The sequence below is a fragment of the Arenibacter sp. ARW7G5Y1 genome (assembly GCF_003201775.1).
Classification (GTDB): domain Bacteria; phylum Bacteroidota; class Bacteroidia; order Flavobacteriales; family Flavobacteriaceae; genus Arenibacter.
In genome coordinates this window covers 179,958-195,474 of sequence record NZ_QJJZ01000010.1, presented here as the reverse complement: position 1 = coordinate 195,474, position 15,517 = coordinate 179,958, and the positions used below count along the sequence as shown (strand labels likewise).

Here is a 15,517-nt window from a genome sequence, read left to right as displayed (position 1 = left end):
TCAAAAAAATTATAAACAACAAAAAAATGGAAATTCTAAAAAATTATATCGATGGTGTTTGGACCACAAGTACCTCTAAAGAGACTATTGACATTGTAAACCCGGCCACACAGGAAGTTTTGGCCAAGGTGCCTTATGGAAAAGATACCCGGAAGGATGTTGATTTGGCCGTAGAAACCGCCTCCAAGGCCTATAAGGAATGGAGTAAAGTACCTGTAATAAAACGGGTTCAAGTACTTTATCACCTTAAGGCCCTTATGGAAGAGAACACCGAAGTGCTGGCAGAGATCATTACCAAGGAGTCCGGGAAAACCTATGGGGAATCTGTGGGGGAAATACAAAGGGCCATCGAAAATATCGAGGTGGCCTGTGGGACACCAATGCTAATGGCCGGAGACGTTATTGAGGATATTGCTACGGGAATAGATGAGATGATGATAAGGCAGCCCATTGGCGTGGCAGCTTGTATAACCCCGTTCAACTTTCCAAGTATGATCGTTTTTTGGTTCCTGCCATATGCCATTGCCACGGGCAATGCCTTTGTGGTAAAGCCTTCGGAGAAGGTGCCCATAACCATGATGAAGATTTTTGAGTTTATTGATCAATTGGATATTCCAAAGGGTCTTGTTAGCCTAGTGCACGGTGGTAAGGACTCTGTGGATGCCATTTTGGAACATCCGACCGTTAAGGCGGTGAGTTTTGTAGGAAGTACCCCTGTTGCCAGATATATATACTCCAAAGGAACAGCCAATGGCAAGAGGGTCCAAGCACAGGGCGGTGCCAAAAATCCTGTAGTGATCCTACCCGATGCGGATATAGAAATGTCCACCAGAATAATCGCGGATTCTGTTTATGGATGTGCGGGACAAAGATGTTTGGCCGCCTCTACGATCATTACGGTTGATGATCAAAAAAGACAGATTAAAGAGGCCCTTTATGAAACCGTTAAATCCCGTACTACCGGATATGGTCTGGATAGGGAAATAAATATGGGACCTGTAATTACTCCGGAAAGCAAGGCAAGGATAACCGGCTTGATACAAAAGGGCATAGATGAAGGTGCCAAAGTGCTTTTGGATGGCCGAAATGCCTCAATTTCGGGTTATGAAAAAGGAAACTTCCTAAATCCTACCATTTTGGAGGATGTAGCCTTGGACAAGGAATTGATCAAAACAGAGATCTTTGGTCCGGTAATGAGTTTGATATCCATGAAAAATATAGAGGATGCCCTGAAATTTGTGAATGGAGGCAATTACGGCAATATGGCTTGCTTGTTTACCGGTAGCGGTGCCAATGCGCGAAGGTTTAGAAATGAGGCCGATGCCGGAAATATAGGGATCAATATAGGGGTAGCGGCTCCCATGGCACAATTCCCTTTTAGTGGATGGAAGGATAGCTTCTTTGGCGACCTGCACGGTCAGGGCAAACATGCCATAGAGTTCTTTACACAGACCAAGGTGATTATAGAAAGATGGCCGAACATTTGGTCAAGAAAATTTTAATTGGATCATAACATGATGAAAATCGCAAATGCTCCCTGTTCATGGGGCGCCTTGGAATTTGACCTGGAAGAAAAATCTGAAGAGATAGGTTTTGAACAGGTACTGGACGAAATTAAGGAAACAGGATATATAGGTACGGAATTGGGAGATTGGGGCTATATGCCCACTACTCCCGGTCTTTTGAAAGCAGAGTTGGATAAAAGGCATTTGGAGCTTTTGGGTGCCTTCGTGCCCGTAGCCTTGGCCAAGACAGACCGTCATGAAGCCGGGGTAAGTTCGGCTCTTAAAGTGGCGGAGCTTATGTTCAATGCCGGTTATAAAAATTCCTTTATTGTATTGGCAGATGATAATGGTTCCGTACCGGAACGCACCAAAAATGCAGGGAGGATTACCCCCGCGATGGGCCTCACTGAAGAACAGTGGAAAGTATATGCCGGTGGTGCGGAAAGGATTGCCAAGGCCGTGAAGGATGCCTATGGTATTAAGACGGTGTTCCACCATCATTGTGCAGGTTATGTAGAAACTCCCGCGGAAATTGATAAGCTTATGGCATTGACCGACCCGAAATTGTTGGGCCTGTGTTTGGATATGGGGCATTATGCATTTGGCGGAGGAGATCCGGCAACTGCCTTGAAAAAGTACGGGGATAGAATATGGCATGTCCATTTTAAAGATTACAGTCCGGATGCGGCACAGGCTTCCCAAGAGGCCAATGGGGATTATTTTGATGCCATTAAACGTGGGGTGTTTTGTGAACTGGGGAAAGGTGCGGTGGATTTTCAATCCATTGTAAAATTGTTGGAAGATATGAAGTACAACGATTGGATCGTAGTGGAGCAGGATATTTTACCCGGCATGGGAAACCCAAAGATATGTGCGCAGGCCAATAGGGATTATATAAAATCCTTGGGGCTTTAGTTAAATAAACAATGAGAAAACTATCATTAAGAAATATAAAACGATGACAAAAGTTAAATTCGCCGTAGCAGGGTTGGGCAGGATAGGAAAGATCCATTTGGAAAATTTACTACAGATGGAAGATGTGGAAGTGGTAGCCGTAATGGACCCCATGGAAGAATGTAGGGAATATGCAAAAGCAAAGAACATACCTCATATAACCGATACCTATGAAGCGCTATTGGCTGTTGCCGCTTTCGATTCCGTGGTCATCTGTTCCCCAACCGATACCCATGCCGATTATGTGGAAATGGCCGCCAAAGCGGGAATCCATGTTTTTTGTGAGAAACCTTTGGATCTATCCATTAAGAGAGTGGTAGAGGTTTTAAAAGTGGTCAAAGAAACCAATATTAAATTGATGTTGGGTTTTAACCGTAGGTTCGATAAAGAGTTTAGAAAGGTTCATGTGCTCGTAAAAGAAGGAGCTGTTGGAGAGCCCCACTTGGTAAAGATTACAAGTAGGGATCCAGGTGCACCACCGGTAAGTTATATACAACAATCCGGAGGCCTTTTTTTGGATATGACCATTCACGATTTTGATATGGCCAGATTTGTGGTGGGCAAGGAGGTAGTGGAAGTATATGCCAAAGGAGCTGTATTGGTCGATCCCGCTATAGGTGAGGCCGGGGATATAGACACGGCAATTGTAACCTTGACCTATACCGACGGTACCATGGCCGTAATAGACAATAGCAGGGAAGCCGCCTACGGTTATGACCAAAGAATAGAAGTATTTGGTTCCAAAGGAATGGCTCAGGCCGATAACAATTATGAAGATTCACATAGGCTGTATACCAAACAGGGAATAGTTGGATCACTGCCCCTCCATTTCTTCCTGGAAAGGTATGCGGCAGCCTACAAATGCGAAATGGCCAGTTATGTAGCCAGTTTAAAAAACGGCAAGACCATGGCCGTAGATGGTACCGATGGGCTTCGTTCACTGCAAATAGGCTTGGCGGCCATAAAATCATTAAAGGAAAATAGGCCGGTAAAAATTGCAGAAATAGGCCATTAATATCTTTAAAACTAAGAAATTCTAAAATCGATAATTATATATAGAGTAAAAAAAATTGATTCTTGGTTAAATTATAATTTTTTGTTAAATTGTGGTGAATTTGTATTTATCAATGGTTGGGATGCTACTGGGAAAAAAAATCGGGCTGGAGGGCATTACCTAATAAATTTAAAATGACCAGGATGGTGATGGGGAAAATTTAGGGCTATCGGTAGGCCAAATTCATGGGAAGTGGATGCTTTCCGAATTGGTAATTTGATACAGCCGAATATCCGAATATTAAAACCCACAAATAAGTTGAAAAAAGGCCAGCCTAATATCAACAATGAGCTTTTTCTTTCCCTTTTGGAAAAGGGAGAGAAATATGCTTTTGAGACCTTGTTCAGACTCTACTATAAAAAACTGGTGCAAATTGCAAAAGGCTATCTACTCTACCAACAGGAAGCCGAAAGTATAGTACAGAACGTATTCCTTAAAATATGGGAAAATAAAGAATCTTTGGGCGAAGTGACCAATATTAATGGTTACTTATATACCATGACCAAAAATTTGTGCCTGGACCAATTGAAGCACGAAAGGGTTAAAAGGAATTATATAGATAATAGTTATCGCATAAAATCTGAAATCCAATATAATTTTATTCAGGATGAAACTGCCTCCCTGTTACTTGAAAATGAATTGGAAAGCAAAATTGTACAGAGCATAGATTTGTTGCCGAAAAAATGTAAAAATATTTTTAAAAAGAGCCGACTAGAAGGTTTAAGGCATAGTGAAATAGCAGAGCAGATGGGCATTTCACACAAAACGGTAGATAGCCATATAGCCAGTGCCCTTAGGCATATGAGGCTTCATTTAAGGGAATTTATCTCTGTTTCCCAATAAAATTATGATCCAGCACTAGGTGTAAGTCTTTTTTGAGTCGTCTTTTTAATAGAACACAGGAAGATGCTAGATCAAAAAATATCTAAATACTTAAGGGGTACTGCTACTTCAAAGGAGGAAAAGGAAGTTCAGGATTGGATTGTTTCTTCCGATCAAAATACCAAAAGATACTTTGAGGCCAAAGCCGAATATATGGCATCCACCATGGATGATGTGGATGGGGATTTGGATGCTTCCTACCACGGTATTGTCAAGACCCAAAATCCTAGCCCCAAAAATAAACGTCGCATTCCAGTGGCAATATTGAAATCCGCCGCTGTTCTTTCACTTCTTGTAGGGGTAACCTATATTTTTAAGGACAATATTATCGATTCCACTTCTGCCCCAATAATTTCCGAGGATGCCATTACCTTGCAATTGGATGATGGAACCGTAGAGGTTATTTCGGAAAATGGTAAGGCCAAAGTTGTGGATTCCGAAGGAAATTTGGTAGGAGCACAGCAAGGATCCCAATTGGTCTATAAAAACAATAGTGGTTTCACAGAGGAATTGGTTTATAATACCCTCACCGTACCTTATGGCAAAAGATTTGATTTATTGCTTTCCGATGGTACGCAGGTAACCCTTAACTCCGGAACATCCCTTAAATATCCAGTACATTTTTTAAAAGCGATGAACAGACAGGTTTTTCTGGATGGGGAAGCATTTTTTAATGTTACCAAGGACTCGGTAAATGCATTTATAGTAAATACAAACCAGCTTAATGTACGTGTGCTTGGGACAAAATTTAATTTATCCTCCTATCCGGAAGATCAATTTGTCAATACGACCCTTTTGGAGGGGTCGGTTTCAGTTTATAATAAAAAGGACACTTTTGATTCTGCCAATGCTTCTTTATTGGAACCTGGATTTAAAGCTGAATGGAACAAATACAATAATCAAATTTTGGTGGAAGAAGCGGATGTAGCTATGCACACCGATTGGCTTAATGGAAAAATTATTTTGAGACATGTGCCCTTTAAGAACATTGTAAAAAAATTGGAGCGGCATTATAATGTAGAGATAGTGAACAATAACCTTGAACTCAATGAAGAATTGTTTACGGCAAGTTTTGATGTTGAAACTATAGATCAAGTATTTAAAACGTTCAATATCACCTACGAAATGGATTATAAAATCAACAACAGACAAATAATTATCAACTAACAAAACAAACCAACTGCCAATGAATTAGACTTTTCAAAATTTAAACAGATCACAATTTTTTTTCGGACACTTTAACTACAAGGTGTAAAGGCAAAAAAAAATCGGAAAGTGCGCCAACACTTCCCGATAAGCTGTGATTAAATTAATTAACCACGTAAAACATTACAAAAATATGAAAAACCTGATCAAGCCGGGGAGGAAATCCCGTTTTCGGCTACAATATGATTTGAAAATGAAACTTACTACCTCACTGTTACTTGTCGTTTCGCTTTTTCAAATTCATGCAAACGAAACTTATGGTCAAAAGGCCAAGGTTACCTTGAACCTCGAAAATGTAAGTATTGAAAGTGTGTTGAACAGAATTGAGTCGCTTACAGAATTCAAATTCATGTATAATGATAAGGAGGTGGATTATAAAAAGATTGTCTCTGTGAAGGCTAATAAAGAATTGGTTACCAAAATTCGTGATAGAATGTTTTCCAATATGGACATAGCCTATCAGGTATTGGATAAACAAATTGTACTCAAGCCTGAAAAAAATATCCCTTCCACCAGTAAAGAGGAAGAAAAAAAGGTGGATTTGAACCAGCCTTTTAAGGTAAATGGTACTATTTTGGACAGTGATGGTAGTCCCTTGCCTGGAGCCAATGTATTGGAAAAGGGAACAACCAATGGTACCCAGTCCGATTTTGACGGTAATTTCTCCTTGGATGTAAATGGGCCAAACGCCTCTTTAGTGGTTTCCTATATAGGGTTTACCAACAAAGAAATTGCACTAAATGGGCAGACCAATGTCTCTATTACTTTGGAAGAGAGTGCTACGGGTTTAAGTGAAGTGGTAGTAACTGCCTTGGGCATTAAGAGGGAAAAGAAATCCCTAGGATATGCATCCCAGGAGCTCGATGGCGATCAGGTATCCGGGGCTAGGGAACCCAATCTTTTAAATGGCATTTCTGGAAAGGTGGCCGGTCTACAGATTACCAACAGCCCTTCCGGATTGGGAGGTTCTGCCAGAGTATCCATACGGGGCGATGCCTCGCTGAACATTAATGGGAATTCCCCTTTGTTCATTGTGGATGGTACTCCTATTAGCAATGAAATTGTAGGGTCCAGTGGTTCTGGAACACAGGATGTGGATTATGGAAATGGGGCTTCGGAAATAAACCCAGAGAATATAGAATCCATAAACGTTCTAAAAGGACCGGCTGCAGCGGCTTTGTACGGAGCTAGGGCGGCAAACGGGGCCATTATTATAACGACCAAGAAAGGGAATAGCAAAAAAGGTCAATTGGGAGTTTCCGTTAATTCCGGTATAACCATGGAAAGTGTTTTGTTATTGCCCGATTGGCAAAACGAATACGGTCAAGGCAACAACCAACAGTTTGCATTTGTCGATGGAAGTGGAAGCGGTATCGCCGATGGTGTTGACGAAAGTTGGGGCCCTAGGTTGGATACCGGACTGATGATCCCACAGTTTGATTCCCCCAGGGCGGATGGAACAAGAGGAGGGGACTATCTAGTGAGCGATTCGCCAATTACCCCAACACCATGGGTGTCCATGCCGGACAATACCATGGACTTCTTTAATACAGGGTACACCAAGACCAATAGTATAGCCATTTCCAAATCCGGGGACCTTGGCAATATAAGGTTCTCCTACCAAAATTTGGACCAAGAGGGCATAGTACCCAATACAGACCTTAGGCGAAATACTTTTAATTTGAATACAGGTCTAAACCTGACCGACAAATTAACGATCAATACCAATGTAAATTATGTAAAATCCGACAGTGACAATAGACCTTCCCTAAGCTATGGTACGGAAAGTATCATGTATCTCTTTATTTGGTACGGTAGGCAATTGAACACCAACAGTATGAGGGATTATTGGATGCCTGGTAGGGAAGACCTGCAACAGTTCAACTATAATTACAATTATCATGACAACCCTTTCTTCAACGTGTATGAGAATACCAATTCACAGAACAAGGACAGGGTATACGGGAATATTAGTGCCAATTACGAGATCAATGATAATTGGAACTTAATGGTAAGGACCGGAAGGGATTTTTATCGCGATCTCAGGACCAAAAAAAGAGCGTTTAGTACCCAGCGCTTCCCTCTAGGTTATTATAGGGAAGACAATGTGTTCTTTGAGGAATCCAATACAGATTTCCTATTATCTTATGATAAAACCTTTAATGAAAAGTGGAACCTGAATATATCGGCCGGTGGAAATCAATTTCGTCAGAAGCAGGAGTACACCCAGACCGTTGCCCCCCAGTTGATCAACCCTGGCGTATATTCCTTTAATAATACGAGGAGACCGTTGGAGGTATATACCAACAATGAACAGAAGAGAATCAACAGTCTCTATGGTTTTGCCAGGTTCGCCTATGATAATTTACTTTTTTTGGATGTAACTGGCCGTAACGATTGGTCCAGTACCCTACCTACCGATAATAATTCCTATTTCTATCCTTCGGTTACTTTAAGTGCCATAGCTAGTGATATGTTTAAAATGCCCGATTTTGTCTCTTTTGCAAAATTAAGGGCGGCCTATGCCGAGGTAGGTAATGATACGGACCCCTATAAGTTGTCCAGTTTCTTTACCAACGAAACACCTTTTGGGGATAACCCAATTTTAACGGAATCCTCCTTGATCCCCAATGCCAATTTGAAACCGGAGATTACATCATCTTATGAGATTGGTGCCGATATCCGCTTGTTTCAAAGTAGGCTTAATTTGGATGCCACCTATTATGATGGGCGTACCAAAAATCAGATCATACCCATAAGTACGGATATCTCCAGTGGATATACCAGTAAGTTGATCAACGCGGGAGAAGTAAGGAATTATGGTTTTGAGGCCATGTTGAACGTTGTGCCCGTTAGGACTGAGAATTTCAGTTGGAATGCCATGTTCAACTATTCAAGGAATAGGAGTGAGGTTACCGATCTGGGGGGTATAGATTATACGCTTACCGAAAGGAACAGCGTTTTTATCCAAGCTAGGGAAGGCGGCTCCATTAGTGCTATTTACGGACGGGGATTTCAACGTGTAGAAGATGAGAACAGTGAGTATTATGGTCAAATGATCGTAAATAACAGTGGTATCCCCATTAGGACGGACGATTTGGTGTACCAAGGTGATTATGCCCCGGATTATACCTTGGGGATACTTAATAGCTTCAAATATAAGTCCGTGGATTTTGGATTTATGTTCGATATTAGACAGGGAGGAATCGTAGTGTCCAGGACCAAAACCATAGGTTCCACTTCCGGGCAATTAAAAGAGACCTTGGAAGGAAGGGAAACAGGAATTGTTGCTGAAGGGGTTTTGGAGACATCCCCAGGGGTATATACACCCAACACAATAAACGTGGATGTTAGAACCTATAATAACCGTTACTATGAGCGGGATAATGTAGAGGCGGCCAAATACGATGCTTCCTATACCAAATTGCGCGAGGTTACATTGGGCTATAGCCTTTCCAATAAAATTATAGACAAGCTTCCTATCAGTAAGGCAAGATTGTCCTTGACAGGCAGGAATTTGGCACTATGGACGGACAACCCCCATTTTGATCCGGAAACGGTATCGGTTGCTGGTGGTACCCTGCAGCCCGGTATAGAGAATATGTCCTATCCCAGCACCAGAACATATACGCTAAATTTACAAATCGATTTTTAATAGCATAAAAGATGAAAAACATACATATAACAAAAAAGGGTTTTTTCATGATGTTTCTTTTGGCAGCTTTTATGGGTTGTACGGAAGACTTTGAAGAAATAAATCAAAATCCCAACTTTCCGGAGCAGGCTTCCTCGGAACTGCTTTTGCCCGGGGTTTTAAGACAGATGGCCTATAATTGGGGAAACCAAGGATGGGAGGAAGGCTTTACGGTCGTTCAATATGGAGCACGATTACAATTTACTTCTGGGGATATCTACCAATGGTCCCCAACTAGCGATCCTTATAACGATGCCTATGACGGGCTGCGTGATATCATGAATATTGTTCGTGATACCCAAGAGAATCCGGATCGCCAAAACTATTACGGCGTAGGCTTGATCGTTAAGTCATGGATTTATTCCTATTTAACGGATTCCTATGGGGATGTTCCCTACATGGATGCTGTAAAGGGAATAAGCGATGATGATATTACACCCGAATTTACGCCCCAGCAGGAAATATACGACGGTCTTTTGGCCGACCTGAAGGCTGCCAATACCGCATTGACAGGTACACAAAATATATCAGGGGATATATTATACGGTGGGGATGTACTTAAATGGAGGAAGTTTGCCAACTCGCTAAGGCTTCGTCTCTTAATGAGGATCAGTGATGTGGACCAAGCCAAGGCCATAGCCGGTATGTCCGAGATTATGGGCGACCCTACAACCTATCCCATATTTGAAAGTAATGGGGATGCCGCCCTGTTGCAATGGAATTCCGATAACCCCCAACCCAAATACGATACCCGATCTGGTAGTTTTGATGAGGTTAGGTTGAGCCTTACCTTGGAAACCAGGCTAAAGGACCTAAATGATAGAAGGCTTATCGTTTTTGCCCAACCCACTTCCAATTCCGGAAAAGGGATCTATTCTGATAATCTGGATGATTATGTAGGCATGCCGAATGGCTTGGATGATGAGGCCGCCTTAGGGTATAGCCCTACTGGAAACCCCGATGAGGTGGGATCCAACTTCATCTCTAGAATAGGAATTCTAATGGCCTGTAGGGCCTGTAATGTGGAACTTGCTTCACCAACCGCTTCCCAAACCATTATAATGGACTATTCAGAGCTCCAGTTTATCCTGGCCGAGGCAAGGGAAAGAAATTTTATAACCGTTGGCGATGCCGCCACTTACTATGAAAATGGTATCCGAGCCTCCTTTTCGTACTATTTGGATAGGATCGTTGCCGGTGGATGGAACGAGATCGCTGCCGACCTACAAGCCTTTGACCTGGATGCGTATATTGCCCAGACTACAGTGGCCTATACAGGTACAGCCGCTGAAAAGCTGGAAAAAGTGGCCTTACAAAAATGGATAGCCCTCTTTTATACAGGTTTTGAAGCTTGGTCCGATTGGAGGCGTACCGGAATGCCAGAAGTAATACCTGGTCCGGATGCCGTAAATGATAAAAAGGTACCCGTAAGGTTTCAGTATCCCAATTCGGTGAAATCAACAAATAATGCCAATTATCAGCAGGCCGTTACCCGTATGGGAGGAGACGACTTAAACACCAGACTGTGGTGGGATGTGGCCAGTAATAATTAAATGTGAAATCAATAAGATAAGTACTGTGAATCTTACGGACCATGGGGATTCTTCCCCATGGTCTTTTTATTAATAATATGAATCCTTCAAGTTTAAAGGGTGATATTTTTTTTATTTCATGGTATATTAGTTACCTAAGTTGGAAATACATAATCAAACCTAAACCAAGAGAAGAGCTATGAGCAAAGGCGTTAAGTACAAGAAAATGGACAAATCCTATTTTGAATCCCGTGAACTTAAACGCCATGCCGGTGTTTGGTCCTTATGGGCTTTGGGTGTAGGGGCCGTGATATCGGGGCATTTTTCCGGATGGAACCTGGGCTTGGCATCAGGGGGATGGGGAGGAATGTTCGTTGCTACCTGTATTGTAGCCGTAATGTACATTGGACTTACACAGAGCGTTGCAGAAATGTCTCCGGCCCTGCCGCATACCGGTGGTGCCTATTCTTTTGCCAGATCGGCCATGGGTCCTTGGGGCGGTTTTTTTACTGGCCTGGTCGAGAATTTGGAATTTATACTCACCCCGGCCGTAATCGTTTTTTTTCTTAGTAATTATATGCAGGGAATCTTTGAAACGGCACCGGAATTGTTGCCTTTTTGGTGGTTCGGATTTTATACCGTCTTTACCTTGTTGAATATTGTTGGAGTAGAGTTATCCTTTAAATTTACCGTTACACTTACTTTTTTGGCATTGGGATGTTTGGGTATTTTTTGGGTGTCGAGCATTGGTAGTGCCGATTTTACTACCTATGCGTTGGATATAAAGGCTGGTGCCGATGGTACTGCCGAACATTTGCCAGGAGGGGGAGGCTCCCTTTTCCCATTGGGTTGGGAAGGAGCCCTCAAAGCGATGCCCTTTGCTGTATGGCTGTTCTTGGCCATTGAACAATTGCCCTTGGCTGCTGAAGAATCCGTTGATCCCAAGAAAGATATGCCCAAAGGTCTCACCTATGGGATTATTACCTTGATCATTTCGGCTTTTTTAATCCTATGGCTAAATGCTTCAATACCTTTGGGATCCTATGCCCTTTCGCAATCTGGAGAACCCTTATTGGACGGATTTAAGGTTTTGTTTGGGGATAATATAGCCAAGCTTTTGGCCTTGGTAGCTTCCATTGGTCTATTGGCATCATTCCATACCATTATTTTTGCCTTCGGCAGACAAATCTATTCCTTGTCAAGGGCAGGTTATTTTCCTGTTTTGCTGTCCCTTACGCACAGTAAAAGAAAAACACCTTATACCGCTTTAATTTTGGGGTCAGTAATTGGTTTTACGGTTTTAATGATCACCAAACTTTTGGCTGGAAACCAAAGTGAGGTCTTTATTGGTGGGGCCTTGTTGAACATTGCTGTTTTTAGCGCCATGTTGTCCTATATTCTACAGTGCGGTTCCTTTTTATTGTTGAGGAAACATAAACCCGATCTGGAAAGGCCCTATGTTAGTCCTTTTGGGAAGCCAGGTGCCTGGGTCACCATTTTTCTGGCCAGTGTAATTATATATTTTCAGTTACAGGACCAATCCTATAGAACTGCAGTTTTTATTTCTATGGGCTATTTGTTAATAGGGTTGTTATACTTTGGACTTAAAGGGAGACACCGATTAATCCTCTCCCCAGAGGAAGAATTTGCCTTGGAGCACGACCTTAAAAAAGCACAGGGAAAAAACTAGATTTTATAGTTTTAGCTGGGCATAAATCTATATTTTTATGGAAGCTGCCCTTGTCAGTATGTGTGGGTTTGAAACATGGTTTTGTCAACATGCCCATTATGTGAAAATTGCTGTATTTTGAAACAGGACATTGGAACAAAAGTTGAAAAATCGACCATAATAAAGTTAAGTTAAACCAAACTGTCCATGACGTAGCTGTCATAGGACCCATTGAAAAAAATAAAATAAACCTATGAAAAAGGAAGATTCTAAAATTACACCTGAATCGGTCAGAAGTTATATTAACGAACATCAAATTGAAAATATAAAGCTGGCCGTGGTCGACGTTGATGGGGTGCTCCGAGGGAAATATGTGAATTCCAAAAAATTCCTATCCGCCCTCGATAAGGGATTCGGATTTTGCAGTGTTATTTTTGGTTGGGATTCCAACGATGTTTTATATAAGAACGATTCCTTTACGGGTTGGGCAGATGGTTTTACGGATGCCAACGCTACTATAGATGCTTCAAGTATGAGAATGTTGCCTACGGAAGACTATAAATCCGTAATATTTTTAGTTGATTTTTCCGAGAGTAGCGCTTCCAGTGTTTGTCCCAGATCTATTCTGCGCAAAACATTGGATAGATTGGGGAATATTGGCTACAAGGCAAGTGCATCTTTTGAATTCGAATTTTTTCTATTCAATGAAACGCCTAAATCTATTCGCGATAAGAACTATCATAATTTGGAACCTATGACGCCGGGTAATTTTGGATATTCCATATTGCGAAGCTCTACCCATGCCAGTTTTTATCACGAAATAATGGAGCTTTCCCAAGAAATGGGAATGCCTTTGGAAGGTTTGCATACCGAAACCGGGGCCGGAGTGCTCGAAGGGGCCCTTGAGTATTCCGAGGCATTAAGGGCTGCCGATAATGGAGCTTTGTTTAAAAACTTTGTAAAGGTATGGGCCCAGCAGCGTAGTCTAATGGCCTCATTTATGGCCAAATGGTCTTCCAGTTATCCAGGACAATCCGGACATATCCATATTTCATTACAAAATAAGGATGGTTCTTCGGCTTTTTACGACAAAGGCAAGGAGCATGGAATGTCAGACGTTATGCGGTGGTTTCTAGGAGGGCAACAAAAATTAATGCCCGAATTACTGGCCATGGTTGCTTCTACTTGTAATAGTTATACAAGACTCATTCCAGGTTTTTGGGCCCCTACGGCAGCCTCATGGGGCATGGACAATAGAACCTGTGCACTTAGGGCCATCCCGGGATCGGAAAAATCACAAAGGGTGGAATACAGGGTTTCGGCAGCCGATATTAATCCCTATTTGGCCCTTGCAGCCGCTATTGGCTCTGGATTATGGGGTATAGAGAATAAAATTGAACCCACCAAAGCTGTGGCCGGCAATGCCTATGATGTAGATTTTTCCCAGGAACTTCAGTTGCCCAGGACCTTATCCCATGCTGCCGAGAAATTTAAGAATTCAAAAATTGCACGAGACTTGTTTGGTGATATATTTGTGGATCATTATGCCTATACGCGACTATGGGAGGATCAACAACAACTTGGAGCCATAACAGACTGGCAATTACAACGCTATTTTGAAATAATATAAGAAATGATAAATACCATATCACCTATAGACGGCACTATTTATTATACAGCCGAAGAACATGGCCCCAAGGATATTGAGCAGGCCTTAAGCAAGGCCCAAAGTGCTTTTTCAGCGTGGTCCGATTTAACTATTGCAGAACGAGCAAAGTATATTACATCATTCGTAGAAGCCATTGTCCATGATATAAATGACATAGCCCTCGAAATTACCTGGCAAATGGGTAGGCCTTTGGGTCAATCCCCAGGCGAGATAAAAGGGTTTGCAGACCGTGCCCATTATATGATCGGTGTAGCCGAAGAGGCTTTAACCGACTATAAAGTAGAGGATAGTGCCAATCCGGATAAAAGGTGGGTAGAACGTGTTCCCGTTGGCGTAGTGAGTGTGCTGAGTCCTTGGAACTATCCCTTCCTGACCTCTGTAAATGCTATTGTTCCCGCTTTAATGGCAGGAAACGTGGTTGTTTTAAAGCATTCCTTTCAAACGCCTCTGGTGGCGGAGCGATACGCGAAGGCAGCTGCCAAGGCCGGACTTCCGAAGGGCGTTTTTCAAATACTCCACTTAAACCATAAAAATACGGCCCAATTAATTGCCGATAGCCGGATAGACGGTGTGTACTTTACGGGATCGGTACAAGGAGGAATAGCCGTTCAAAATTCTTTGACCAATAAATTTATTCCCTGTGGACTGGAACTGGGAGGGAAGGATCCTGCCTATGTAATGGCCGATGCCAATTTGGAGAATAGTGTGGAAAATTTGGTGGATGGGGCGTTCTTTAATAGTGGTCAATCCTGTTGTGGTATAGAAAGAATTTATGTCCATGAGGCTTTGTACGATAAGTTTATTGATGGATTTGTAGCCTTAACAAAGCAATACAAATTGGGAAATCCTTTGGATACGGGGACCAATTTGGGACCCATGGTGAAGACTGATGCCGCCAATTACGTAAGAAAGCAAATAGAGCAGGCATTGGGCAAGGGGGCCAAGTCTTTGGTGTCGGAATCCCTATTCGCAGCTTCCAAAAAAGATACCCCGTATTTATCTCCGCATGTGTTGGTCAATGTGGATCATAGTATGGATGTAATGAGCGAGGAGAGTTTTGGACCTGTAGTTGGAATAATGAAAGTAAAGAACGATGAGGAAGCCTTGAGGCTTATGAACGATTCCCAATACGGACTAACCGCTTCCATATGGGGCAAGGACATGGATAGGGCCATTGATTTGGGAAGGAGAATTGAAACCGGAACCGTGTTCATGAACCGCTGCGATTATTTGGATCCGGCTCTGGCATGGACAGGGGTAAAAAATTCGGGCAAGGGCGTTACCCTCTCGAGAATTGGCTACGACCATGTAACACGGGTGAAGTCGTTTAATTTTCGAAAAGGCAAATAAAA

The 15,517-nt window shown here is 42.3% G+C and carries 10 protein-coding genes; all 10 read left to right on the top strand.

Translation table 11 applies throughout. The features are described 5' to 3' along the window. Positions 1 to 26 precede the first annotated feature (26 nt). The 10 genes from C7972_RS15390 (at position 27) to C7972_RS23865 (ending at position 15,515) form a co-directional block, all read left to right on the top strand. The gene (locus C7972_RS15390) at positions 27 to 1,502 is read left to right on the top strand and encodes a CoA-acylating methylmalonate-semialdehyde dehydrogenase (protein WP_110357085.1); all 1,476 of its coding nucleotides are present in this window, start codon (positions 27 to 29) and stop codon (positions 1,500 to 1,502) included. Positions 1,503 to 1,514: 12 nt separating this feature from the next. Then, entirely contained in the window at positions 1,515 to 2,420 is a 906-nt protein-coding gene (locus C7972_RS15385) for a sugar phosphate isomerase/epimerase (RefSeq protein ID WP_110357063.1), read from the top strand. A 43-nt stretch (positions 2,421 to 2,463) separates the two neighbouring features. Further along, positions 2,464 to 3,474 (top strand): inositol 2-dehydrogenase, encoded by a 1,011-nt coding sequence (gene iolG, locus C7972_RS15380; RefSeq protein WP_110357062.1) that lies wholly within the window; start codon positions 2,464 to 2,466, stop codon positions 3,472 to 3,474. A 297-nt stretch (positions 3,475 to 3,771) separates the two neighbouring features. Continuing rightward, on the top strand, positions 3,772 to 4,356 hold the full coding sequence (locus tag C7972_RS15375) for an RNA polymerase sigma-70 factor (RefSeq protein WP_181422907.1): 585 nt from the start codon (positions 3,772 to 3,774) through the stop codon (positions 4,354 to 4,356). 63 nt (positions 4,357 to 4,419) lie between these two features. Continuing rightward, positions 4,420 to 5,562, top strand: a complete 1,143-nt coding sequence (locus C7972_RS15370) for a FecR family protein (RefSeq protein ID WP_110357060.1) — start codon at positions 4,420 to 4,422, stop codon at positions 5,560 to 5,562. Positions 5,563 to 5,734: 172 nt separating this feature from the next. After that, entirely contained in the window at positions 5,735 to 9,256 is a 3,522-nt protein-coding gene (locus C7972_RS15365; protein WP_258364876.1) for a SusC/RagA family TonB-linked outer membrane protein, read from the top strand. Positions 9,257 to 9,267: 11 nt separating this feature from the next. Beyond that, positions 9,268 to 10,848, top strand: coding sequence for a SusD/RagB family nutrient-binding outer membrane lipoprotein (locus C7972_RS15360; RefSeq protein ID WP_110357059.1), 1,581 nt, complete (start codon positions 9,268 to 9,270; stop codon positions 10,846 to 10,848). Between the two features lie 178 nt (positions 10,849 to 11,026). After that, on the top strand, positions 11,027 to 12,517 hold the full coding sequence (locus C7972_RS15355; RefSeq protein ID WP_110357058.1) for an amino acid permease: 1,491 nt from the start codon (positions 11,027 to 11,029) through the stop codon (positions 12,515 to 12,517). A gap of 232 nt (positions 12,518 to 12,749) precedes the next feature. After that, on the top strand, positions 12,750 to 14,126 hold the full coding sequence (locus C7972_RS23870) for a glutamine synthetase family protein (RefSeq protein WP_181422906.1): 1,377 nt from the start codon (positions 12,750 to 12,752) through the stop codon (positions 14,124 to 14,126). A 3-nt stretch (positions 14,127 to 14,129) separates the two neighbouring features. Next, a complete protein-coding gene (locus tag C7972_RS23865) occupies positions 14,130 to 15,515 on the top strand; it encodes an aldehyde dehydrogenase family protein (protein ID WP_181422905.1) in 1,386 nt (461 codons plus the stop codon). Positions 15,516 to 15,517: the final 2 nt, after the last annotated feature.

Coding starts and splice junctions, on each gene's coding strand:
- C7972_RS15390 (WP_110357085.1), top strand. CDS start 27: ATGGAAATTCTAAAAAATTATATCGATGGTGTTTGGACCACAAGTACC.
- C7972_RS15355 (WP_110357058.1), top strand. CDS start 11,027: ATGAGCAAAGGCGTTAAGTACAAGAAAATGGACAAATCCTATTTTGAA.
- C7972_RS23870 (WP_181422906.1), top strand. CDS start 12,750: ATGAAAAAGGAAGATTCTAAAATTACACCTGAATCGGTCAGAAGTTAT.
- C7972_RS15385 (WP_110357063.1), top strand. CDS start 1,515: ATGATGAAAATCGCAAATGCTCCCTGTTCATGGGGCGCCTTGGAATTT.
- iolG (WP_110357062.1), top strand. CDS start 2,464: ATGACAAAAGTTAAATTCGCCGTAGCAGGGTTGGGCAGGATAGGAAAG.
- C7972_RS15365 (WP_258364876.1), top strand. CDS start 5,735: ATGAAAAACCTGATCAAGCCGGGGAGGAAATCCCGTTTTCGGCTACAA.
- C7972_RS15360 (WP_110357059.1), top strand. CDS start 9,268: ATGAAAAACATACATATAACAAAAAAGGGTTTTTTCATGATGTTTCTT.
- C7972_RS15370 (WP_110357060.1), top strand. CDS start 4,420: ATGCTAGATCAAAAAATATCTAAATACTTAAGGGGTACTGCTACTTCA.
- C7972_RS23865 (WP_181422905.1), top strand. CDS start 14,130: ATGATAAATACCATATCACCTATAGACGGCACTATTTATTATACAGCC.